General features: G+C 54.3%; 18 protein-coding genes. 14 read left to right on the top strand and 4 right to left on the bottom strand.

The genetic code is table 11. The features are described 5' to 3' along the window. Positions 1-92: 92 nt before the first annotated feature. From KSF73_14120 to KSF73_14105, 4 genes are read left to right on the top strand one after another with little or no spacing between them, the layout of a single operon-like run. Positions 93-557 carry a hypothetical protein gene (locus KSF73_14120; protein MBV1776849.1) on the top strand — a complete coding sequence of 155 codons (465 nt, stop codon included), beginning with the start codon at positions 93-95 and terminating at the stop codon, positions 555-557. A 40-nt stretch (positions 558-597) separates the two neighbouring features. Then, positions 598-987 (top strand): hypothetical protein, encoded by a 390-nt coding sequence (locus tag KSF73_14115; GenBank protein ID MBV1776848.1) that lies wholly within the window; start codon positions 598-600, stop codon positions 985-987. A gap of 30 nt (positions 988-1,017) precedes the next feature. After that, a complete protein-coding gene (locus KSF73_14110; GenBank protein ID MBV1776847.1) occupies positions 1,018-1,437 on the top strand; it encodes a hypothetical protein in 420 nt (139 codons plus the stop codon). Between the two features lie 37 nt (positions 1,438-1,474). After that, positions 1,475-1,921, top strand: coding sequence for a GNAT family N-acetyltransferase (locus KSF73_14105; protein ID MBV1776846.1), 447 nt, complete (start codon positions 1,475-1,477; stop codon positions 1,919-1,921). 41 nt (positions 1,922-1,962) lie between these two features. Here the strand turns inward: KSF73_14105 and KSF73_14100 are convergent, their stop codons facing one another. Beyond that, positions 1,963-2,730, bottom strand: coding sequence for a VOC family protein (locus KSF73_14100; protein MBV1776845.1), 768 nt, complete (start codon positions 2,728-2,730; stop codon positions 1,963-1,965). A gap of 273 nt (positions 2,731-3,003) precedes the next feature. On the opposite strand from KSF73_14100, the gene KSF73_14095 reads away from it, so the two are divergent. Beyond that, positions 3,004-3,726: a transporter gene (locus KSF73_14095; GenBank protein MBV1776844.1), complete on the top strand. Its 723-nt coding sequence runs from the start codon at positions 3,004-3,006 to the stop codon at positions 3,724-3,726. A gap of 168 nt (positions 3,727-3,894) precedes the next feature. Continuing rightward, positions 3,895-4,719 (top strand): hypothetical protein, encoded by an 825-nt coding sequence (locus KSF73_14090; protein MBV1776843.1) that lies wholly within the window; start codon positions 3,895-3,897, stop codon positions 4,717-4,719. 66 nt (positions 4,720-4,785) lie between these two features. Here KSF73_14090 and KSF73_14085 read toward each other — a convergent pair whose 3' ends face one another. Genes KSF73_14085 through KSF73_14075 form a run of 3 tightly spaced genes read right to left on the bottom strand, consistent with a single transcriptional unit; the run spans position 4,786 to position 7,072 of the window. Continuing rightward, positions 4,786-5,304 carry a single-stranded DNA-binding protein gene (locus KSF73_14085; GenBank protein ID MBV1776842.1) on the bottom strand — a complete coding sequence of 173 codons (519 nt, stop codon included), beginning with the start codon at positions 5,302-5,304 and terminating at the stop codon, positions 4,786-4,788. A gap of 47 nt (positions 5,305-5,351) precedes the next feature. Continuing rightward, positions 5,352-5,717, bottom strand: coding sequence for a hypothetical protein (locus KSF73_14080; protein MBV1776841.1), 366 nt, complete (start codon positions 5,715-5,717; stop codon positions 5,352-5,354). Beyond that, positions 5,714-7,072: an MFS transporter gene (locus KSF73_14075; GenBank protein MBV1776840.1), complete on the bottom strand. Its 1,359-nt coding sequence runs from the start codon at positions 7,070-7,072 to the stop codon at positions 5,714-5,716. The genes KSF73_14080 and KSF73_14075 overlap by 4 nt, the downstream gene beginning before the upstream one ends. A gap of 214 nt (positions 7,073-7,286) precedes the next feature. Between KSF73_14075 and uvrA the strand changes: the two genes are divergently transcribed. From uvrA to KSF73_14035, 8 genes are all read left to right on the top strand, one after another. Beyond that, positions 7,287-10,142: an excinuclease ABC subunit UvrA gene (uvrA, locus tag KSF73_14070; protein MBV1776839.1), complete on the top strand. Its 2,856-nt coding sequence runs from the start codon at positions 7,287-7,289 to the stop codon at positions 10,140-10,142. A 106-nt stretch (positions 10,143-10,248) separates the two neighbouring features. Continuing rightward, the gene (locus KSF73_14065; protein MBV1776838.1) at positions 10,249-12,006 is read left to right on the top strand and encodes a DUF885 family protein; all 1,758 of its coding nucleotides are present in this window, start codon (positions 10,249-10,251) and stop codon (positions 12,004-12,006) included. A gap of 184 nt (positions 12,007-12,190) precedes the next feature. Next, the gene (locus tag KSF73_14060; protein ID MBV1776837.1) at positions 12,191-14,269 is read left to right on the top strand and encodes a prolyl oligopeptidase family serine peptidase; all 2,079 of its coding nucleotides are present in this window, start codon (positions 12,191-12,193) and stop codon (positions 14,267-14,269) included. 12 nt (positions 14,270-14,281) lie between these two features. Continuing rightward, positions 14,282-15,427: an N-acetylglucosamine-6-phosphate deacetylase gene (gene nagA, locus KSF73_14055; protein MBV1776836.1), complete on the top strand. Its 1,146-nt coding sequence runs from the start codon at positions 14,282-14,284 to the stop codon at positions 15,425-15,427. A gap of 237 nt (positions 15,428-15,664) precedes the next feature. Continuing rightward, positions 15,665-18,742: a TonB-dependent receptor gene (locus KSF73_14050; protein ID MBV1776835.1), complete on the top strand. Its 3,078-nt coding sequence runs from the start codon at positions 15,665-15,667 to the stop codon at positions 18,740-18,742. A 318-nt stretch (positions 18,743-19,060) separates the two neighbouring features. Continuing rightward, on the top strand, positions 19,061-20,263 hold the full coding sequence (locus tag KSF73_14045; GenBank protein MBV1776834.1) for an SIS domain-containing protein: 1,203 nt from the start codon (positions 19,061-19,063) through the stop codon (positions 20,261-20,263). Position 20,264: 1 nt separating this feature from the next. Next, positions 20,265-21,182 (top strand): ROK family protein, encoded by a 918-nt coding sequence (locus KSF73_14040; GenBank protein MBV1776833.1) that lies wholly within the window; start codon positions 20,265-20,267, stop codon positions 21,180-21,182. A 51-nt stretch (positions 21,183-21,233) separates the two neighbouring features. Further along, positions 21,234-22,484: a sugar ABC transporter substrate-binding protein gene (locus KSF73_14035; GenBank protein MBV1776832.1), complete on the top strand. Its 1,251-nt coding sequence runs from the start codon at positions 21,234-21,236 to the stop codon at positions 22,482-22,484.

The raw sequence follows: 22,484 nt of genomic DNA, 5'->3' as shown, positions 1-22,484 counted from the left end.
GCATATGCGGGCAATGCGATATATGAAATAGTTGACTGGCACAATGGTGCCGGCGCAGCCTTATGGCACAATCAAAGTGATCGTCCTCAATCATGCAGAAATTCCACTTTCGTCTATTCATCCTTGCGCTTCCACTTTTGTTTATTCCAGTCATTAACTACTGGCTAACTGCCGAGGCGGTTAAAGGATTTGTGCCTCAAGTTGGCCAAGTGGTGGGGCATGTCGTGCTAAAGACCCGGAAAAATTCAACCGTGTATAAATCAGTGATACAGTACGCAGGATCAGATGGCCAGCCTTTCCAAATTGTCGATCCGCTCATGCGTGGGATCCCTGATGACATAGGGGACGAGGTGAGCATCTTGGTCGACCCCGAAAATCAGGCTCATGCTGTTCGCGGCGGGATAGGTGGCCACTGGTTTGGGTTTACTGTTACTACAATCATTTCGCTTTTCTTCTTTATTCTGGCCTTGTCTGGCACGTATCTGATCAATCGTCCGTTTTTTCGTAAACGAGCGAAACGTCCGCCAAGGGTGAGTCGTAAGATTGCCCACCACTAATTGGGGCTGATATCCAGATTGTTGATCTTAGAAATATGGGATGATAAAGGCATGTCGATTAAATGCTGATGCCTACCTGCGGATGCTGGACCCGCAACAGGTGGCACTGGCACATGATGATCACGGTAGCCGGTTGAGAGAAATGTATATATCTAGCAATGCCACTTCCATCAGAGTGATGGCTCCAAGATTGATCCGCTGGATGGCCAAGTCTTTTATCGCTGGCGTGCTGCTCTGGGCTGGGGTTGGAATTCAGGGTTCAAATGTATTTGGTCGCGGTGATGAAGCATGCGTCCGGTTCATTTCGTTGCCGTTTAATCGCTGCTCACTCACAACTGAATTGATTATGCTGCTAGATATGGCTGTCTGGGTTGGCGTTGCCATGCTTCTGTCTGTTTTGCTTAAACTCTGGAATTCTCGTGCAGCGTAACGTGTGGACTTATTCGTCATGAACAGGATCATGCTTCGAACCGCATTTCAGTTCTCCGTAGCCGGTCCTTTGATTGGTGGTGCGCTTTACCTCATCCCGGCCATACTACTGGAGCAGGGATCACATCGCGCTTACACCGATCAAGCCACTACCGGCATCAACGTGCTGATTTGGCTGTTGCTTTCCTATGCTGTCGGGCTTGTGCCGGCCGCCCTGACCGGGGCGGTGCTTGGCGCCATGCGCCATCAGCGGCGACAGGCGAGTTGGGCCATGCGTGCGGCAGGGATTGGACTGCTCACAGGCGGGATGGTTGGAGGCAGTATTGATATTTACAATGCTGTCCGATTAGGGACGTACATACCAATCACCACAGTGTTTCTGGCTATACCCTCCTGCATTTCGGCCTGGGCGTGTGCGTATTTTTTCAGACCCCTTCGATTTAACTCGTAGCCAATGTTTTCTCAATAATATTTATTTACATGCACTCATGAGCACACTCACGCGTAAAGCTGAACTTAGCGACCTTGAAGGTCTTCTCGCGCTATACCGGGAACTGCGGCCGCATGATCCCGAGCAGCCCCCCGCTGTTGCCAGTGCGAGATTGGCGAGTTTGCTGGAGCAGCAATTTGTGCATGTTCTGGTGTGTGAGTCGAGCGGGACGCTGGTGGCAACGTGTATGCTGGCGGTGATTCCCAACCTGGTGAATGGTGGGCGATCCTTTGGCGTGATCGAGCATGTGGTGACAGGATCCGCACACCGGGGTAAAGGATACGCAAGGCGTGTGCTTGATCATGCGCTTACGCTGGCATGGTCGCTGGATTGTTACAAAGTCATGCTGCTTTCAGGCGCGCACCGCACTGAGGCCCATGCTTTGTATGCGTCACTGGGTTTTGATGGGGATGTCGAGCGCGGATTTGTAGCCAAGCCCCGCTAGCATTGAATGCGCGCTGGGAGGGCGAACCCTCCCACTTCGTATCAGTTCTTCGCCCCCACCAGCGCAAATGGCGCACCATGCGGATCGAAGGCCATACAGATATAGGCGCCGCTCGGAATTGGATGCGGACCCATGATCACCTTGCCGCCTTCGGCCTGAATAACGGCCATGGCACCTTCGATGCTGCGGCAATTCGCGTAGAACAGCCAGAACGATTGCGGGATTTCGTCGGCTTTTTTCAGCATGCCACCCAGTTGCACCTGACCATTTTGCAGAATCTGATAGATGCCATTCGGGCCCATATCCATGGTCTCGCCCTTATCCCAGCCAAACATCGCCTGATAGAAGGTCAGCGCGCCCTCAACATCTGTCGTATGCAGCTCGCGCCATGAGATATTGCCGATGGTTTCCACTGGCGGGACAGGCATGGCATCGCCTGCTGGTTTGTACAGGCAGATCACCGCGCCTTGCGGATCGCTGACGACGGAGAATCGGCCCACATTCGGGATGTCGTCCGGCGCACGACAGATTTTGCCACCCAGTGATTCGGCTTTGCTGGCAGCCTGATCTACATCGTCCACGCTGATATAGGCAATCCAGTGCGCAGGGACTCCTGCGGCGCGCAATTCATCAGGCAGCGCCATCGCACCACCAATCGGGTAATCTCCCGCGTGGATGATGTCGTAGGCCATATCAGGCATGCCTGCGTCCTTGAATGTCCAGCCGGTGACCTTCTGGTAGAACGCCGCGGATTCGGCGGGGGCGGGCGTCATCAATTCGTACCACACATACTGGCTATTGCTGCTCATGGTGTCTCTCCTGTTTGATGTGCCACGCATCTTGGCGTGCATGGGTCTGCGCTGCAAGTCAATTCAGGATGGTGTGGTGCAATTTACAAAGAAGATGGGAGACGATTGGCGAATGCATATAATCGACCGTTCTTCAGCTGCCACTGTGGCGGAAAATAAATCAACCATAGTGGACTTAAGTAGCCATTTTGGAGTCGGATGATGTTTAGGAAAGCACAAAACGGACAAAGTGTGTGCCACCGTATTGGAAACCCAACTTGGCGAATCAGACTGTTGAGCATCGTCGTGATTGCCTGCACGAATCAGGTATTTGCGGCTCACCCCTTACTGACGGACGATCCGGAAACCATCGGTAAAGGTGCGTGGCAGTACGAATTGAACACCGATCAGGCGGTTTTTTACGAACAGAATGTCCGGTTGGGTATCGACTGGGTGAATTCCACGCTAACGGCCGCGCTCACGGATAACCTTGATGTGTCGGTGAACGTTCCGTTCTTGCGATACGACAAGCCAGAGGGCGGACAGGCGATTGGACGAAGCGACATTTCTTTCGGACTGAAGTATCGCTGGTACGCCGCTGAAGAAGGGCTGCATGCAGGCCTGAAGGCAGTGGCAATTCTTCCGACTGGCGATGAAACGGCTGGCTTGGGAAACGGCCGAACAGCGGCAGGGGTGAATGGTTTGCTGTGCCACCCCATTCCGTTCGGCACACTGATGGTAAATGGCGGGCTATTGTGGACGCGGCAAAAGGAAACCCAGACCTCTCGCGTGTGGAATATGTCTGTTGCCGCACAGATTCCGGTAACGGAAAGTCTGACCGCAGTCGCGGAGGCGGGACGCTACAGTACAACGGTCGAAACCAAGCCTGAGTTCGCTGCAATCGGCGTCATCTGGAAGGTGAATCAGTCGGTTGATTTGGATGCAGGCTTGCGCCGAGGTTTAAATGATGACGAAGTGAAATACTCGGTAGGTGTCGGGTTAACGGTGCACTGGTAGCGTTCAGGGACTAGGTAGACAGAAAAGCGGGCCAAATGGCCCGTTTCTCATTGGTGATGTCGGATTCTGGACACATTTCTTCGATGGAGCGAGAGGGAGTGTGAAATTATGCTAAATTCATATTTCACCCTTTATTCTTGAATAATAATATCTTATAGAAAGTCCGCCGTGACTCATACCCGTGTAACTGAATCCAAACTGGCACTTCCAGCCTTGCTATTAGCATGGGCAATACCTGTTTCACAGCTTCATGCGGCAAGCGATATCCGCAACGTATTACCCCCGCCAGGCCTCTATCAATTAGATCTGGTAACCCAGAAAACGGACGTCATTCAAGGTAGATCCATAGAGACTCACCAGCGCATAGATGGCAAAACGGGGGATGCGGTGATCTATCAGGTTTCGGAGGGGCAACGCATGCCCGAACGCATAGTGAAAGGGAATGGGCAGCAGACCCAGTGCATTGCGCCTTATCAGGGGACAAACGCCAGTGTACTTGCAGGCGCTCTGGCAAGTGCGGGTGTTGCGGCATGTCCGAATCAGTCTACTGAGTTCACATCAGACGGTTTTGTGCAAAAGGCAAACTGTTCCGGCATTCAGTCAACGCTGATTGTGAAAAAGCTGGGTAATGATACTTGGGAGTTCACATCAGACACAACGATGCAGGGTGGCACCCAACCATCGAATAGTGCCGGTATCCAGGGGCTGGCTGCGGCCATGGCGCAACATGGCACACCGGAACAGCAAGCACTGGCACGAAAGGCGATGAAGGAAATGCCGGGAATGCAGGAGCGGATGGCGCAGGGGCAGTCTGAGATGCAGGAAAAGATTAAAAACGCGATTGCGACTGCAAAGACACCTGAGGATGCAGCCATGCTCTCGGCACAGGTATCGCAAATGACGGGTGCACAGTCGCCGGTCATGACCTCTTCATCGCATATGGTTGAACGCAAAACCCGCATTGGCGGTGCATGCAAGCCTTCAGGAAAATAATAGCTGACAGACAAACACCCTCCGGAGAGGGTGTTTTTTATTTGAGGCTGCCTTGAAACGTGAGGCTCAGAACGGAATATCGTCCTCAAAGTCATCAAACGACTTGGCAGGTTGAGCTGCCGGGCGCTGCATTGGTGCAGATTGGGGGGCAGCCGCTGGCGCGCCATAGGACTGTTGCTGGCCGCCGCCATAGCTTTGTGCCGGAGCGGATTGATCGTACTCTGCACCACCACCGCCGCCCTGACCACCGCGGCCACCCATCATCTTCAGATCATCGCAAATGATTTCGGTGGTGTAGCGATCCTGGCCGGTGTTCTTGTCCTGCCACTTGCGGGTTTGCAGCTTGCCTTCGATGTAAACCGTACTGCCCTTTTTCAGGTACTGGCCGACGATTTCAGCAGTGCGGCGATAGGCCACCACATTGTGCCACTCGGTTTTTTCCTGGCGCTGGCCGCTGGACTTGTCTTTCCAGGTTTCACTGGTTGCAATCGAGAAGTTAGCCACTGCATCACCGTTGGGCATGTAGCGGATTTCGGGATCGCGACCGAGGTTGCCGATCAGCAGGACTTTGTTCAATGATGCCATGTCGTTGGACTCCAAAAATAGCGTCTATATAATATATATTGGTCTGACTAGCCGGGTGCACAGCTTATCGGGGGATGTTGCGAAATGCGCTCAACCCTGTCGAGTTTAAGCAACCCGTCGTAGTCCACAGCCCAACCTTTTTTCAGTCGCGGACCCAGCTTGCCGGTTACCTCCACATAAATGGGAGGATGACCGGGATGGCCGGGCATGCGATGGGATTTCACCAGCTTGTGCAGGGGCGCAAGCTGGCGTTTGTTTGCCTTGATCCAGTACACCTTGCGGCTGCCGCAGGGCTGGAAACTTTCCTCTTCAGCGCCGTAGCGGTACAAGCCTTGCAAGGATTGCGCCGATACGGACCATGTCGCCGCCAGGCACAGGAGTGCCGGGGCGATCTTTATACAGGGATGTGTCACGCAGGTAGCCTCATCAGCTGACGACCAGTGGCTTCGTCCCAGCCATCGCGCAGCACTTTTAGCATGGCTACGCCTTCTTCCCTGATCACACTGGCTTCCTTGACGCCTTCCAGTTGCGATAATTGCCGTGCCAAATCACTTGCATCTGCCAGCACCTCGTCGTCGAGATGGAACATCAGAGTACGCACAGGCAGAGGCGGGCGCAAGCCGAAGGTGACGATGAGCCAGATCCCGATGAGGATCGCGCAGAAGGCATACACCACTGGCGCACCGCCGTGATGGTATAGCCAGCCTCCGGATGCACCTCCTACGGCCATGCCGAGTGATTGCGTGGTGTTGTAAACACCCATCGCTGTGCCTTTGGCTTCAGCGGGCGCCAGTTTGGAAATCAGGCTGGGTTGAGTTGCTTCAAGGATATTGAAAGCGAGGAAGTAGAGACCCAGCCACCCATAAATCTGCAGCTGCGTATCGAGTCCGGTGGACATGCCAAGCTGGGCAATCAGCATCACCGTCACGGCTGCTAGAAAAACCTGCTTTAGTTTGTTGCGCGTCTCGCCAATGATGACTGCAGGAATCATCAGCACAAAGCCGATGACCATGACGGGCAGATATACCTGCCAGTGATTGTCGCGTGCAAATCCCGCTCGTTCGAGCACCAGTGGCATCGATGCAAACAAAGCCATCTGGGCTGCATGCAAGGCGAATACGCCATAGTTGAGCCGCTGAAGTTGCGGATCTCTCAATACGTGCGGCAATCGTTTTGGGTTGGCTTCTGCATCTGAGTGAAAAGTACTGCGTGACGGATCGGGAATGATGCGCCATGTCCCAATAATGGCCAGAACAGCCAGCACGCCCGTCAGGTCGAATATGCCTGTCAGACCAATCCAATGGGCAAGTAGCGGGCCTGCGACGAGTGAAATGGCGAAGGTGACGCCAATCGTCCCGCCGATCATGGCCATTGCCCGGGTGCGATGCTCCTCACGTGTTAAATCGGCGAGCAAGGCCGTAATGGCTGCGGAGATCGCGCCAGAGCCCTGAATGATCCGGCCAATCATGACGCCGGTGACCGTATCCGCATGACCGGCAACAAAGCTGCCTGCAGCAAACAGCGCAAGTCCGATATAGATGACCTTTTTGCGGCCGATACGATCCGAGAGCATGCCAAACGGCAATTGCAGTAACGCTTGGGTTGCACCGTAGGCACCTAATGCAAGCCCAATCATGCTGTGATTTTCTCCACCGCCCAGCTTCTGAGCGTAAAGCGCAAAAACCGGCAAGATGAGAAATAAGCCCAGCATGCGCAGGCCATACAGGCCTGCCAGGCTCAGGCTGGCGCGAAGTTCGAGGGCATTCATGGATGATGGTTGTGTGGTCTTGCGTGCAAAAGACCCGCCATTTTAGTGATTTGTCCGGATTCTGACGAGCAGAAGTCTTTAAATATCCACGCAAAGTTGTAGTATTCGATATATCTGGTGAACGATCGTTCCCATTGAATGGCATATCAGTTTACAATCCAACCAGCTATCATCCGCGTTCACGATCCGACGCTTCACTCGCAAAGCCCAGACCATGACCTACAGACCGATCGACCCGAACAATGTCATCCGCATTCGCGGTGCACGTACACACAATCTCAAGAACATCAGTCTCGATCTGCCGCGCCATAAGCTGATTGTCATCACTGGCTTGTCCGGTTCGGGCAAATCCTCGCTGGCGTTTGATACGCTGTACGCCGAAGGCCAGCGACGCTATGTGGAATCGCTGTCAGCCTATGCGCGCCAGTTTCTGCAGCTGATGGAAAAGCCCGATGTCGATCTGATAGAAGGTCTGAGTCCGGCGATTTCTATCGAACAGAAGGCAACGAGCCATAATCCGCGCTCGACGGTCGGCACGGTTACCGAAATCCATGATTATCTGCGTCTGCTATTTGCGCGTGTCGGTACGCCATATTGTCCGGAGCATGGTCAGGCGCTGGAGTCGCAGACAGTCAGCCAGATGGTGGATCACGTGCTATCGCTGCCGGAAGACACCAAACTGATGGTGCTGGCACCTGTGCTGATTGGCAAGAAGGGCGAAAACGTCGAGCTTTTTGATGAGCTGCGCGCACAGGGCTTTGTGCGGGTTCGCGTCGATGGCGAGGTGTATGACCTCGACAGCGTGCCCAAGCTGGAAAAGAACAAGAAACATACGATTGAAGTGGTGGTCGATCGCCTAAAAGTCCGTAGTGACTTGCAGCAGCGTCTGGCCGAGTCATTCGAAACTGCGCTTCGCCATGCAGATGGGCGTGCCATTGCAGTAGAAATGGATACAGGCAAGGAGCACTGGTTTTCCGCCAAGTTTGCCTGCCCGATCTGCAGTTATAGCTTGCCCGAACTCGAACCGCGCCTGTTCTCGTTTAACAATCCGATGGGCGCCTGTCCGAAGTGTGACGGACTGGGGGCTATCCAGTTTTTCGATCCCAAGCGGGTGGTGACCCAGCCGGAGCTGAGTCTGGCTGCTGGTGCCGTAAAGGGATGGGATCGACGTAATCAGTTCTATTTTCAGATGATTGCCAATCTGGCCGCGCATTACCGCTTCGATGTCGATACGGCATGGGACGATCTGCCCGAGAAAGTCCAGCATATCGTGCTGTATGGATCAGGGAAGGATCAGGTGCGCTTTACCTACATCAACGAGCGCGGCACCAAGTTCGAGCGCGAGCATGCTTTCGAAGGCATCGTGAACAATCTGGAGCGTCGCTACCGTGAAACTGATTCGATGTCGGTGCGCGAAGAGTTGTCCCGCTATGTCAACAATCAGGCCTGTCCGGGTTGCCATGGTGCGCGGCTGAGGCTGGAAGCACGGCATGTGAAGGTGGGCGGCTGCAATGTGCATGATCTCAGCCAGCTCGCCCTGCGGGATAGCAGTCGCTTCTTCAATGAGCTGACCCTGACCGGCAACAAAGCGCAGATCGCCGAGAAAATCGTCAAGGAAATCAGTGAACGACTGGGTTTTCTTGTCAATGTCGGACTAGATTACCTGAGTCTGGATCGCTCGGCTGATACGCTGTCTGGTGGCGAGGCGCAGCGCATTCGTCTCGCATCGCAGATCGGCTCGGGGCTGACAGGCGTGATGTATGTGCTGGATGAGCCCTCTATCGGGCTGCATCAGCGCGATAACGATCGCCTGCTGGCGACACTGATGCGTCTGCGTGATCTAGGCAACTCGGTGATTGTCGTCGAACACGACGAAGATGCGATTCGTGCAGCTGATTGTCTGGTCGACATGGGGCCGGGTGCGGGCGAGCATGGCGGTCAGGTGATGGCCATCGGTACGCCCGAAGAAGTGATGGCGAACCCCGATTCGGTCACCGGACAATATCTATCCGGTCAACGTACCATCACCGTACCGGCCAAACGCCGCGCCCCGGAAGCGGATCGCTGGCTGATGCTCAAGGGTGCGCATGGCAATAATCTCAAGCATGTCAATCTGGCACTGCCGCTTGGGATGCTGGTGTGTGTCACGGGGGTGTCTGGCTCCGGCAAATCGACGCTGATCAACGATACGCTCTATGCAGCGGCTGCCCGTGCCATTAATGGCGCGACGCAGGAACCGGCTCCGTACAAACAAATCGTCGGGCTGGAGCATTTCGATAAGGTCATTAATGTCGATCAAAGTCCGATTGGCCGCACCCCGCGTTCCAATCCCGCCACCTACACCGGCTTGTTTACGCCGATCCGCGAGCTGTTTGCAGGTGTACCGATGGCGCGCGAGCGTGGCTACGGACCCGGCCGTTTCTCCTTCAATGTGAAGGGTGGACGCTGTGAAGCCTGTCAGGGCGATGGCGTGATCAAGGTGGAAATGCACTTCCTGCCCGATGTGTATGTGCCTTGCGATGTTTGCCACGGCAAACGCTACAACCGTGAAACGCTGGAAGTGCAGTACAAGGGCAAGAGCATCACCGAAGTGCTCGATATGACGGTTGAGAATGCGCTGGAATTTTTCTCCGCCGTGCCCACCATTGCGCGCAAGCTGCAAACCATGATGGATGTAGGTCTGAGCTACATACGCCTCGGGCAGAATGCCACCACTTTGTCGGGCGGCGAGGCGCAGCGGGTGAAGCTGTCACTGGAATTGTCCAAGCGCGACACCGGCAAAACACTCTACATTCTGGATGAGCCCACCACCGGTCTGCATTTCCAGGATATCGATCTTTTATTGAAGGTGCTGCATCGCCTGCGCGAGCATGGCAACACTGTAGTGGTGATCGAGCACAATCTCGATGTGATCAAAACTGCAGACTGGTTGATCGACTTGGGTCCGGAAGGTGGCGCGGGAGGCGGGGAGATCATCGCCACCGGTACGCCTGAAGAGGTTGCGGCCAATCCACGTAGTCACACGGGTCAGTATCTGGCCAAGGTGCTCGCGCAGTCGGTAAGCGCCTGATGCAGGGAGACGGAGTGGCAGGTGTGCAGGTCATTCGTGCATTTCTGTCACTTGCGTTTTTATCCTTCTATGGTTCAGGATGAATGATTGTCTATGACCATGCGGAATGCAGATGAAATCCAGTCAATTACTGGCGATAGGCTTACTCGTACTGGTGAGTACAGCGCAGGCAGCAAAACATGAAGCTGGAGAGGACGCGAACTTTCGCCGCATTTACGAACAGGAATGGAAGTGGCGGCAGTCCAGTGCGCTGAGTGATGATCCGGAAAATCGGGGTGATCAGGAGAGCGGGCTTCCCCGCGTGAATGCAGCAAGCCAGAAAAAGGCACTGACATACTGGCAGGCGGTGATGCGCAAACTCGATCGCATCGATGTGCATCAGTTAACGCCAGAAGCACAAACCAATTATCAGATTTATCGCTATCAATTGCAGGTGCTGATCGAACAGATCCGGTTTAAAGATTATGAAATGCCGCTGAATGCCGACACGGCGTTCTGGAGTCAGCCCGCAGACGAGGCAAAGTATCCCTTTGTCAGTGAAAAGCGGGTGATGCAGTACCTTGCCGAGTTGCGTGATATTCCCCGATATTTTGATGAGCAAATGGTGAATATGCGTGCGGGCCTTGCTCGCGGCTTCACGCCGGCGCGGGTGACGCTGCAGGGGCGCGAGGTGTCCATTCTGGCACTGATTGATATCAGCGACCCTAAGGAAACCGCATTCTTTAAGCCGTTCAAGCAACTGCCGGGTACCATTTCACCGGCGCGCAAGCAGGCTCTGCGGGACGAGGCGGAGCATGTGATTCAGGCAACGGTTTTACCTGCGTATCGCAAACTGCTGACCTTTGTACGTGATGAATATATCCCTCATACCCGTGAGACATTGGGCGCACGTGACCTGCCAGAGGGTATGACCTACTACCGTTCCAAGATTCGTGAGTTCACGACCTTGGATCTTTCGCCCGAGTCCATCCACCAGACAGGGCTTGCCGAAATGGCCAGCATCCGTAACGAAATGCATGAAACCATGCGCAAGGCCGGATTCGAAGGTGACTTGCCGCAGTTTTTGCAGTTTTTGCGAACGGATCAGCAGTTCTATGCCAAGACGCCCGACGAGCTATTGAAGCAGGCGGCCTGGATTGCAAAGAAGTTCGACGCCAAGGCGTATCGGTACTTTGGATACCTGCCGAGAATGCGCTTCGGTATCTATCCCGTCCCGGCCGATCAAGCACCGTTCTATACCTCCGGACGGGGTGGACCGGGTGAGTATCTGGTGAATACATGGAATTTGCCTTCCCGAGCACTGTATAGCCTGCCGGCCTTAACGCTTCATGAATCTGCGCCGGGTCACGCATTTCAGATGCCGATCGCTATGGAGCAGAAGTCGTTTCCCGCCTTCCGGGGAGCCTACATATCGGCATATGGTGAAGGCTGGGCGCTCTATTGCGAGCGCCTTGGCGTAGAAATGGGGATGTACGACACGCCTTACGAAGTATTTGGCATGCTGAGTTATCAGGCTTGGCGCGCGGCACGCCTCGTGGTGGATACGGGGATTCACGCGATGGGCTGGACGCGCGAGCAGGCGCAGGCTTATTTGCGTGATAACACTGCCTTGTCCGATCACGAAATTGAGACTGAAGTCGATCGTTACATTTCCTGGCCGGGGCAGGCGCTGTCGTACTATTTAGGCGAAATGACCATGTTCAAGGTACGACGTCATGCCGAGCAGGCGCTGGGAGACAAGTTTGATCTGCGCAATTTCCACGATACTGTGCTGCAACTTGGGTCGGTACCTCTGCCTGTACTAGAAGCGCGTATCGAACGGTTTATCAAGGATAAAGGCAAGTCCCCTTATCCAAAGCGCTGATAACGGAGTAGAGCGTTTGCAAATGCCCTCCATGCGAGGGCATTTTTGCGAATATAGGTTATGAAAAAGAAATTAAACGAAAATAAGATATTGTCTTTTCATTGTGATTTGCTGTATTTTTCCTGCAGCTTGCGCTGGAGCGATCGCAAGCACAAGAACATATCAGGAGAGACAATTGAAATGTATGCATATGGCAGCGCTGATTTGCGCTGCGTTCGGAGTCGCTGCGGCAGAACTTGACCCCTATCTCTGGCTGGAAGAAGTGCACGGTGCCAAAGCAACCGAGTGGGTTGCCGGGCAAAATGCGCGAACCCTTGCTATGACGCACGCCGATCCGCTGTTCGAATCGACCCGCAAGGAAGTCATGGACATCATGACGGCCACCGACCATATCCCGCACGTCAGCAAGATTGGCACCTATTTTTACCATTTCTACACCGATGCCGTGCATACCCGTGGCGTATGGCGCCGCACGACGCTCGATGAATACCGCAAAGCAGAACCTGTCTGGGAGACGATGCTAGATGTAGATCAGCTGGCAAAAGATGAAGGCGAGCGCTGGAGTTGGGGAGGCGCAATTTGCCGCAAGCCTGAGCACGACCGTTGTCTACTGACCTTTACGCGCGGCGGGGGAGATGCCAGTGTCGTGCGGGAATACGATCTCGCTACGCGCCAGTTTGTGAAGGATGGATTTGTACTGCCAGAAGCCAAGCAAGGCATTAGCTGGCTGGATCGCGATACAGTCCTGATTTCGCGTGCGACCGGTGCGGAAGACAGTACGCAATCGGGCTATCCGCGAGTGGTAAAGCTGTGGAAACGTGGTACACCGGTCGACATCGCTGAAACCGTATTCAGTGGCGAAAAGGAGGATCTGGGTGTATCTGCCCATGTCAGCGATCGCCAGGGTATACGGCATCAGGTGTTTAGCCGGATCGTCAGTTTCTATAAGAATGAAACGTGGGTACGCGAGCACGGCAAGCTGATACGGGTGGCGATACCCGGGGACGCCGAAGTGGACTTTCTGGGAAAGGAAGTCCTGATCAGTTTGCGATCTGACTGGGAAGTCAGTGGACGAATCTGGAAGGGTGGCAGTTTGCTGATTGGCGACTTTGCGGCCCTGCAATCTGGACAGCCAGCTTTTACCGCCTTGTTCGAGCCAAGGACGGGTGGATCGCTGGATGGTTATACCATCACCCGTGACTATATCATCGTCAATGCACTAGAAAACGTGCATAACGTTGCCTATGAATGGCGCAAGGTTGAGGGGCGCTGGATGGCGCATCCTGTTGAGGTGCCGGGTTTTGGTTCGACCAGTTTTGCGGCAATTGATCCAGAGGGCTCGAACGAATACTTCCTGAAGTACAACGACTTTTTGACGCCCTCATCCATTTCCCTTGGGCGGGCCGGCAGCGATGAGCGCGAGCTCCTGAAACAAGATAAAGCACGATTTGATGCAAGTGGTCTGGATGTTGCGCAGCAGTTTGCCGTTTCCAAAGATGGCACGCGGGTGCCTTATTTCATCGTGAAGCGAAAAGATATCCGACTGGATGGCAAAAATCGCGTACTCATGTATGGCTATGGCGGTTTTGAGTCCAGTCAGCGCCCGTTCTACTCCTCCAGCAATGGCAAAGAGTGGATGGCGAAAGGTGGAGTCTATGTACTGGCTAATATTCGCGGAGGTGGCGAGTATGGCCCGGAATGGCATGCAACGGCGGTCAGGGAGAATCGACAGCGATCTTACGATGACTTTATCGCCATTGCGGAAGACCTGATAAAGCGAAAAATCACTTCCCCTCGATATCTGGCCATTGAGGGCTACAGTAACGGCGGCTTACTCATGGGCGTGATGTTGACGCAACGCCCGGATTTGTTTGGTGCCATTCTGAGCCATGTACCGCTGCTGGACATGAAGCGGTACAACAAGCTGTTCGCAGGGGCATCGTGGATGGACGAATACGGCAACCCGGATGATCCGGCACAGTGGGCCTATATCAGCACGTTTTCACCCTATCACCTGGTCAAAAAGGGTGTGCGTTATCCATCGGTGCTATTTTCAACCTCCACACGTGATGATCGGGTACATCCCGGCCATGCGCGCAAAATGGTGGCCCGGATGCTGGCAATGGGCGTGAAGAACGTCTGGTTGTTCGAGAATCAGGAAGGCGGTCATGCCGGCGCCGATGGCGCTGCACAATTTGCCGATATCGCCGCAATGGAATATCGCTTTCTGTGGAATCAACTCGGTAAAACGTCAGGCGAATAAAAAGGAAGACACATGGTATCCCCCGTCAGAGTGCGCGCTGCGCGCGTGTTAACAGCAGAGGGCTGGCTGGATCACGCAACGGTCGCAATCAATGCTGAAGGCAAAATCGAAGCGATAGATTACGGTGAGTGTGATCTGGATCTGGAAGATGCCTGGCTGATGCCGGCGCTGGTGGATAGCCATGTGCATGGCGCCATGGGTCTTGACACCATGGATGCGAATCATGACGCACTTGATGGCATTGCATGTTATCTGGCACGCCATGGTGTCGGGGCATTTGCCCCTACTACCGTGACCGCCCAACCTGACGCAATTGAGGCTGCGCTCGTTCAGATCCGTGAAAGCAAGCGTACGGGGACTCGGGGAGCAGAAATTGTCGGCGCATATCTGGAAGGGCCCTATTTCACCGCGAAATGTTGTGGCGCTCACCCGGTGCCCTTAATGCGCCCGATTAGTGTGCAGGAGTTGTCGCACTGGTATGCCCTGTCTGAGGGCGCCCTCAATACGGTGGCGCTGGCCGCCGAGTTGCCCGGGGCAGATGCAGCGATTCAGTGGCTGCAAGCACGCGGTGTGCGCACCTTGATCGGCCACAGTGATGCGAGTTACGACGAAACAACGCATGCCCTTCATGCAGGCGCTGCCGGGGTCGTGCATTGCTATAACGGCATGCGCGGCCTGCATCATCGTGATCCGGGCGTGGTAGGGGCAGGATTTGATCATCGTGGCGCCCATATTGAGCTGATAGCGGATGGGCATCATGTTCATCCTGCCGCAGCGCGTATCGCATTGACGTGTGCCGGTGAGGCGCATCTCATCCTTATTTCCGATGCGATGCGTGCAGCAGGCATGCCCGACGGCCAGTATGCCTTGGGCACCATGACTGTGACCGTGACAGATGGTGTAGCGCGTACCGATGTCGGTGGACTCGCAGGCAGTACGCTGAATCTGCTCGATGCGGTTCGGTATGCAATGCAGTGGTTCGAGCTTCCCCTTGAACGCGTCTGGGCGTTGGCATCACGTAATCCTGCGCTTGCACTGCGCCGGCCTGATTTGGGGGTGCTTGCGCCGGGACAGACCGCGAGCATGGTCGCACTTGCACCGCATCTTGAAGGCGTCAGACGAACATGGGTGGCAGGGCGGCTTGTGCATTCTTCCTAAATTTTTCTTTCGTCTGTTTTGTTTCGATGGCTTTGTATGTTTTTTACAAAGCCATTATTTTTTCGTTGTGTTGCGTTGCTTTGCGGTGGCATGCTCTCAAATGGGTGGTAAGCGAAAGAATATAAACTGTTGTTTGACGACTTTTTAGCCGTGCTTTTGCTTGAACATCCTGATACATGAGCAGGCGTCTAGGCGGTAGAGGCTGATGAACGTGGCGAATTACATAAGGAAAACAGGATGAGAGTGAATCGGATAGTTGCGGCTCTGGTGGCAGCCGGTTTGGTGGGGGGCGCTTTTGCAGAGGAGCCGGTAAGTGTAGAAAAGGTTGAAAGCAAGTCAAACGACCGCAATGCGTCCGATGCACCAAAGCGAGTTGAGCGTATCGAAGTCACCGGATCGAGCATTAAACGAATCGACAAGGAAACGGCCTCCCCGTTGCAGGTGGTGAGCCGGCAGCAGATTGATGCAATGGGTGCCAATACGTTGCAGGAGATCCTGACCAAGGTGCCGGGCATGGTGCAAGGCGCAGGCGAGCAGGATTTCAACAGCCTGTTTTCAGGATGGGATGGTGCGTCCGGCGCTAATCTGCGCGGACTAGGGGCGCATTCCACGCTAACACTGCTCAACGGGCGTCGACTGGCAAACTTTGGCGCGCCGATGAATTTCCAGCATCAGTTCGTCAATATCGATGCCATTCCAGCAGATGCGATTGAACGTATAGAAATACTGGCCGATGGGGCGTCGGCCGTGTATGGCTCGGACGCCATTGCCGGCGTAATGAACATCATCACCAAGTCGAGCTACAAGGGGCTTGAGGTTAAGGGAAATGCGCAGAGTTCCATCAAGTCCGCCACCAACCGCGAGATGAATGCCAGCGTGAGCTACGGCTTCGGTGATCTGGAGGCCGATGGGTACAATCTGTATGGCTCGTTTAGTCATTTCAAGCGGATGGAAACCAACCTCGATAAGGTGGTGAATCTGCCGGGGGCGACATGGAACAGCTTCAATCCAACATACTGGGATGGCTACTATCCGAATGGCAGTTCAATGGGCGAGATCAACCCGGGGACGCAGTATGGGGCCAGAAGCGTTGCCTATGCCGGCCCCGGCTGCAAGAACATTGTCCAGCCGTACGGGCCTGAATATGGCTCGAATTGTGTGGTGAACACGCTCAAAGGCGGGATTTTTTCGCCCGAATCGGATCGTAATAATCTGTACCTGAACGGCCACTATCGCTTCAATGACAATCTGCAGGGATTTGCGGAATTGTCGTATACCACCATCGACATGGGAAGCAATGTCGGGCCGGGATATGCCTACTCGGGTTCGCCCGGATACGGTGGAGGGTGGTATGCCCGTAATACGGGCACCAACTTCCATGTCTTCGAGTTTCCATATCTCTCGGCTAATCATCCTTACAACATCGTGCCCGCAGACAAGCGTGATCCGCGATTTGGGGGGGCCACGGCGATGTTGTATCAGTTTCAGGATGATATTTCTCTGTTCCGCCAGTCATCGCAGGATCGTGAATACCGCGTGGTGGCCGGCCTGAAGGGGGCGGTGGGTGCCTGGGATTGGGAAGCTGGCCTGACGCTGGCAGGTTCCCGTGCTGAAATGCATCAGCGCGGTTCCAATATGAGTGTATCGGGCATGACCTACGCACTGGGAAATCCGGATACGGGCAAGTTTGATACCTTGACTGTTCAGCAGAAGGATTATTACGGCAATCCTGTACCGGGAGATGTGCTTGTGCTGCCACTGATCAGCCCCAATGCGCGCTATCAATTCGGCCAGACCAGTGCCGCCAACCGTGCACTGCTTGAAAAGATGTATCCGGATGTTGTCTATCCCGGACACGATCGGTTTACCACGCTGGATGCCAAGCTGAGCGGCAGGATTGCCGAGCTGCCGGCAGGGGATGTGATGCTCGCTGCAGGCGGGACAGTCAGTCGACAGTATTTTAGTAGTCCCGGCGATGCTGCAGCGGCTAATGGAGATATCTGGTGGCAGGGTGGTTCGTGGTTTGAGGGCGGTCGCACTGTAGGCGCAGTATTCAGCGAAGTGCTGGTGCCGGTGAGTGGCAAGCTGGAGTTGAATGTCGCTGCGCGCGTCGACAAATATCCCGGCTTCAGTACCAATGTCGTGCCTAAGGTCGGGTTGAAATATGCCGCGAGCGAAGCACTGCTTGTGCGTGGTAGCTATTCGGAAGGATTCCGCGCACCGAGTCTGGCCGAGTCGGGGAATGGGGGGGTTTACCGGATTGTCAGTGCAAATGATCAGTATCGTTGCGAAGAAGCATCCGAGCTGGCAAATGTGCTGATCAACTATGGCGCAAAGGGGGATGTCAAAAAAGGAAACGACCTACAGCGTAACGAGTGCGGAAACCAGTTTGTTGGCGGTGTAACACGCCCCAATCCTGATTTGCAGCCGGAGAAAACACGGATTAGCAGCGCCGGTTTCGTATTTCAGCCTGTTAAGTGGTTTGACGTGTCGGCCGACTATTTCTTCTTTAATCGCAAGAATGAAATCATTCAGCAGGATGCGACAGTTGTTCTGGCCGATGCGCTGGAAAAGTACGGCAAGTCGGTTCAATCCGTTCCGGGCGTCTTTTTGCGCGCACCAAAGTCTTTGGCTGATGCAGATATCGAGTCCATCGTGGCAAGACTGTGCAAGGGTAATCCCGGCGCCTGTCCAGTTGTGCCGACCTATACGCTGGGCAAGCTCGCCGGTGTGACAAATTCCTTTATCAACCAGGGCAAGTCGCTGGTGGATGGGTTTGATGTCAGTGCCAATGCGCGCTGGAATCTGGGTGAGGCCGGTAATCTGTCGTTCAACTGGCAGGCAACTTACAAAAACCGCAACAAGATCACCGATCCGGAAGGCCAGTGGTCGGACAATGCTGTGGGCACCTACATGATGCCTCGCTTGACCTCGACTTTTGCCGTGAATTGGGGCAAGCGTGAATACAACGCCAGTCTGATGGCGAATTATGTCGGCCCGCAGGCCTTGCGCGGCGTAGGTGCATCGGGCGAGAGCATGTCATGGTTTGACCCCAGCTGGGAGCCGGATAGCTGCGCCAACAATCCTACAAGTAATGAAAGCATCTGCAAGAATGGCCTGCCATCCAGCACCTACTGGACGCTGAACCTCGGCTGGCAGCCCGTGCGTAATCTCAACCTCAATCTGAATATGCAGAACCTGCTGGATCATCGCCCTGCGTATGATCCGCGTGGTGGTTATGGCGCAAATGGCTATGAATATCTGGGCTTGTATGGACGCATTGTGCGACTCTCGGCTGGCTACAAGTTCTGGTAGGGCTGCCATTAGCAAGATGCACGTTCTGAGGCATTAGACAGGGGGAGGTCTGCTAAAAAGTGGTATTTGTCACAGCTGGCCTGCCCCTTTAAATATGCAAAAGTATGTATTCTTTCGATTTTGTTTGAAGATATATACAACGAAATTGGTGAGTGTTAATATGCAATGAAACGAAAGAAAATAGGGGTGGGGTCTGGCAGGATAACCCTGAGGAATCTGCCCCGAGTGTGTGATGCGGAAGACTGTCTGGCATCGCAAGAACCAACATGAACATGATTCTCAATATTTTTCAAATACGAACAGTGAGCGGAGGGCAGCATGGCTGATGCAGGTATGGTCCTTCTAGGGCGCTCGGAAGCAGAATGGCAAACAGCTGGCGGCATTCTGACCGCACGCGAAATCATGCAACAACCGGATGTCTGGAAGGCAATGGTACTCCGGCTGGGAAGTGCGTTTGAGGAGGTGCGAGCATGGCTATCGCCCTTTATCGCCAATCCTGCTGCACAGATTATTTTTACGGGCGCAGGTACATCGGCCTATGTGGGCGAGTCTGTTGCCGCACATTTGCGCGGTAGATTGTCTTGCCATGTTCAGGCAATTGCCACGACCGATATCGTTTCAAGCCCGGATGTGCTGGGCATGCAACGCCCCACCTTGCTGGTTTCCTTTGCGCGCAGTGGCAATAGCCCGGAAAGCCTGGAGGCGGTCAATATCGTACGTATTCAACAAGCAGGCTGCCGCTTTCTGAATATCCACTGTAATGAGTCTGGCGCACTTGCCGTGCAAAATGCAGATCAGGTCGATACGTTGAACGTGGCCATGCCCGCTGCATCGTGTGATGGCGGATTCGCGATGACCAGTAGCTACAGCACCATGCTGCTTGCGGCACTGGTGTGCTTTTCCAGTGACTATAAGTCGGCCGCAGCACAGGTCACGCAAGTGGCTGACGTAGCACGGGATCTACTCAAGGGTGAGCATTCACTCTTTGGCTATACGCTGGCCAGTGAGTCCTTCAAACGCCTGGTCTATCTTGGTAGTGGGCCGCTGACAGCGGTTGCACGAGAGGGGGCACTGAAGGTGCTGGAGTTGACTGCGGGACGGCTGGAAGCCATTTACGAAAGCAGCCTGGGTTTGCGTCATGGTCCGAAAGCATTCGTGAATGATGAAACCCTGGTGTGCGTGATGCTTTCATCCGATGCACATACCCGCCAGTATGATCTCGATATCATTCGTGAGCTGCGCACAGGTACACGGGCTTGTCGTGTAATTGTCGTAAGTCCGGTGCCGCTTGATGATACCCTGCATGCTCGCAACAACGATTTAAATATTGTTTTGCCGCTTGCCGATTTGGCGCCGGCCTGGACGGCACCGGTGATGGTGACCTTATTGCAGCAGCTGGCATTGCAGCAATCCATGCGCATGGTACTGACACCTGATAATCCCTTCCCGGATGGATCGGTCAATCGGGTGGTTCAGGGCGTGCGTATTCATCCTTATCTGCGGGGTTCGGAGGCACACTGAAATGCATGTGGGCGGGATCGATATCGGCGGCACAAAAATCGAACTGGCGGTCTACAACGATGCCAACGAATGCTTATTTGTTCGTCGGGTGGCAACACCCGGTGAGGACTACGAGGCATTCCTCTCCTGTGTGATATCGTTGGTGAACGAAGCCGAGCTGCAACTGGGGACGCTGTCCGGCCTGGGTGTCGGTATACCTGGATTGCGCGATCCGGATACCGGCGCCTGCTTCAGTTCCAATATTCCAGCGATCAATGGTCGTTGTGTTGCCGCTGATCTCGAATCCCGCCTCAAGCGCACTGTGGTCGTAGGTAACGACTGTCAGTTGTTCGCATTATCCGAAGCCAATGGCGGAAGCGGCTCGCAGTCTCGCACTGTATTCGGCGCCATTCTGGGAACCGGTGCTGGCGCGGGCATCTGCGTCGACGGTGTGCTGATTCCCTCCCGCCAGGGTATATCAGGCGAATGGGGGCATATGCCTATTTCTGCGCCATTGCAGATAAAGTATCAGCTACCCATATTTGAGTGCGGATGTGGCTTATCTGGGTGCCTGGAACGCTATATCAGCGGAACAGGTATTGCTGCGTTATATCGGCACCAATTTGGCACCGATAAATCAACCCCGGATATTGTTGCGGACATGCGGGCTGGCGACGTGGCGGCCAGACAATTCTTTGCGATGATTACGGATATTCTGGGGTACGGGCTGGCCAATATTGTGCTGGTGCTCGATCCCGGTGTCATTGTTCTGGGTGGTGGGCTTTCCCTCATAGAGGAAATGTATTCTGCGCTACCCAGCGCAATTCAGCAGCATATTTTTAAAGCCGCACAGGTGCCACCGGTTCGCGGCCCATATTTTGGCGATGCCGGCGCGACACGCGGCGCAGCCTTACTGTTCAGGCAGTATCTGGAAAGATAACCGGAACTGTTGCAACAGAGACATGCATAGTACGGGGAAAATGAGGAGACCATGAAACAACCCGCACGACTCAAAACATTTCTGGCCGGCTTATTGGCAGTGGCTGGCATGGCTGCACAGGCTGGCGATTTGCGCTATGCCATCTGGGATAAAAATCAGCTGCCCGCAATTCGTACCATTATTCAGCAATTCGAAAAAGCGAATCCCGGCATACATGTCAATGTCGAGCTGATTCCGGATAGCGCTTCAAATAGCCAGTACTGGCTAAAAATGGAGGCAGCCGTCACTGGCGGCGTAGCCCCTGATGTGATGTGGATGAATATGGTGAATGTGCAAAATTATGCACGTAATAAAGCCATTATTCCGCTGGATGACTATATCGCTAAATCCGGCCTTAAGCTGGAGGACTTTGTTCCAGCGTCAGTTAAATCATTTAATTATCAGGGGCGGCAGTACGGGCTTCCGCGCGACATTGACTCAGTTGCAGTGTGGTACAACAAAAAGTTGTTTACCGAGGCGGGTGTGGCTGTTCCCGGCAATAACTGGAAATGGGACGATATGACTGCTGCGGCGCAAAAGCTGCAGCAAAAGCATGGTCGTAAAGTGTACCCCATCTTTATGGATCTGCTGGGCAATGGGCAGGAAACCTATTACAACATCATTCCATCCAATGGCGGCAATATCCTGAGTGCGGATCGCACCAGGTCGGGAATGGCTGAACCACAGTCGGTAGACGCATTACGCAAGCTGCAAGCCCTCATGGGAAAGGGGCTCATTGCCAATGTGCTGCAGATTGGCGGTGTGCAAGGTGCAGATCTGTTTCAGTCGGGACGGGTGGGAATGCTGTATGCCGGTTCGTGGCAAGCGAAGCCGCTTACAGACAATCCCGCACTGAAAGATCAGATTGGCGTCGTGCAGATGCCTGCGCTGGCCAAATCGGTCTCCGTAGCGCACTCATTGGCGAATGTCATTACCCAAAGCAGCAAAAACAAAGACGAAGCGTGGAAATTTGTATCGTTTATGGCCGGCGATTGGGCGCAGCGACAGCTGGCGTCTACACGCACCGTCATACCGGCCAGATTGTCTGCACAGGCTGACTGGGTGAAAGCATTCCCGATGGATGTCAGTGCTTATGTGAATGCGCTCGGTCAGTCCTACCCCTATCCAGTGTCGCTTTACACCGCAAAGTGGAACAAAAAGCTGTACGAAGGGCTGAATAAGGTCTGGATGGGGCAGGATCCCGCAAAGGTGATGCCCGTAGTGGTTAGTGATGTAAATCAGATTCTGGCATCGGAAAAGTAG

The sequence above is a fragment of the Burkholderiaceae bacterium DAT-1 genome, from assembly GCA_019084025.1.
Lineage (GTDB): Bacteria > Pseudomonadota > Gammaproteobacteria > Burkholderiales > Chitinimonadaceae > DAT-1.
The sequence above is the reverse complement of the archived record's forward strand: the minus strand, read 5'-3'. Positions and strand labels throughout refer to the sequence as shown.

Excerpts from the sequence above, each read along its gene's own strand:
- KSF73_14120 (MBV1776849.1), top strand. The coding sequence starts at position 93 with ATGCAGAAATTCCACTTTCGTCTATTCATCCTTGCGCTTCCACTTTTG.
- KSF73_14115 (MBV1776848.1), top strand. The coding sequence starts at position 598 with ATGATAAAGGCATGTCGATTAAATGCTGATGCCTACCTGCGGATGCTG.
- KSF73_14110 (MBV1776847.1), top strand. The coding sequence starts at position 1,018 with ATGCTTCGAACCGCATTTCAGTTCTCCGTAGCCGGTCCTTTGATTGGT.
- KSF73_14105 (MBV1776846.1), top strand. The coding sequence starts at position 1,475 with ATGAGCACACTCACGCGTAAAGCTGAACTTAGCGACCTTGAAGGTCTT.
- KSF73_14100 (MBV1776845.1), bottom strand. The coding sequence starts at position 2,730 with ATGAGCAGCAATAGCCAGTATGTGTGGTACGAATTGATGACGCCCGCC.
- KSF73_14085 (MBV1776842.1), bottom strand. The coding sequence starts at position 5,304 with ATGGCATCATTGAACAAAGTCCTGCTGATCGGCAACCTCGGTCGCGAT.
- KSF73_14075 (MBV1776840.1), bottom strand. The coding sequence starts at position 7,072 with ATGAATGCCCTCGAACTTCGCGCCAGCCTGAGCCTGGCAGGCCTGTAT.
- uvrA (MBV1776839.1), top strand. The coding sequence starts at position 7,287 with ATGACCTACAGACCGATCGACCCGAACAATGTCATCCGCATTCGCGGT.
- KSF73_14065 (MBV1776838.1), top strand. The coding sequence starts at position 10,249 with ATGCAGATGAAATCCAGTCAATTACTGGCGATAGGCTTACTCGTACTG.
- KSF73_14060 (MBV1776837.1), top strand. The coding sequence starts at position 12,191 with ATGCATATGGCAGCGCTGATTTGCGCTGCGTTCGGAGTCGCTGCGGCA.
- nagA (MBV1776836.1), top strand. The coding sequence starts at position 14,282 with ATGGTATCCCCCGTCAGAGTGCGCGCTGCGCGCGTGTTAACAGCAGAG.
- KSF73_14050 (MBV1776835.1), top strand. The coding sequence starts at position 15,665 with ATGAGAGTGAATCGGATAGTTGCGGCTCTGGTGGCAGCCGGTTTGGTG.
- KSF73_14045 (MBV1776834.1), top strand. The coding sequence starts at position 19,061 with ATGGCTGATGCAGGTATGGTCCTTCTAGGGCGCTCGGAAGCAGAATGG.
- KSF73_14040 (MBV1776833.1), top strand. The coding sequence starts at position 20,265 with ATGCATGTGGGCGGGATCGATATCGGCGGCACAAAAATCGAACTGGCG.
- KSF73_14035 (MBV1776832.1), top strand. The coding sequence starts at position 21,234 with ATGAAACAACCCGCACGACTCAAAACATTTCTGGCCGGCTTATTGGCA.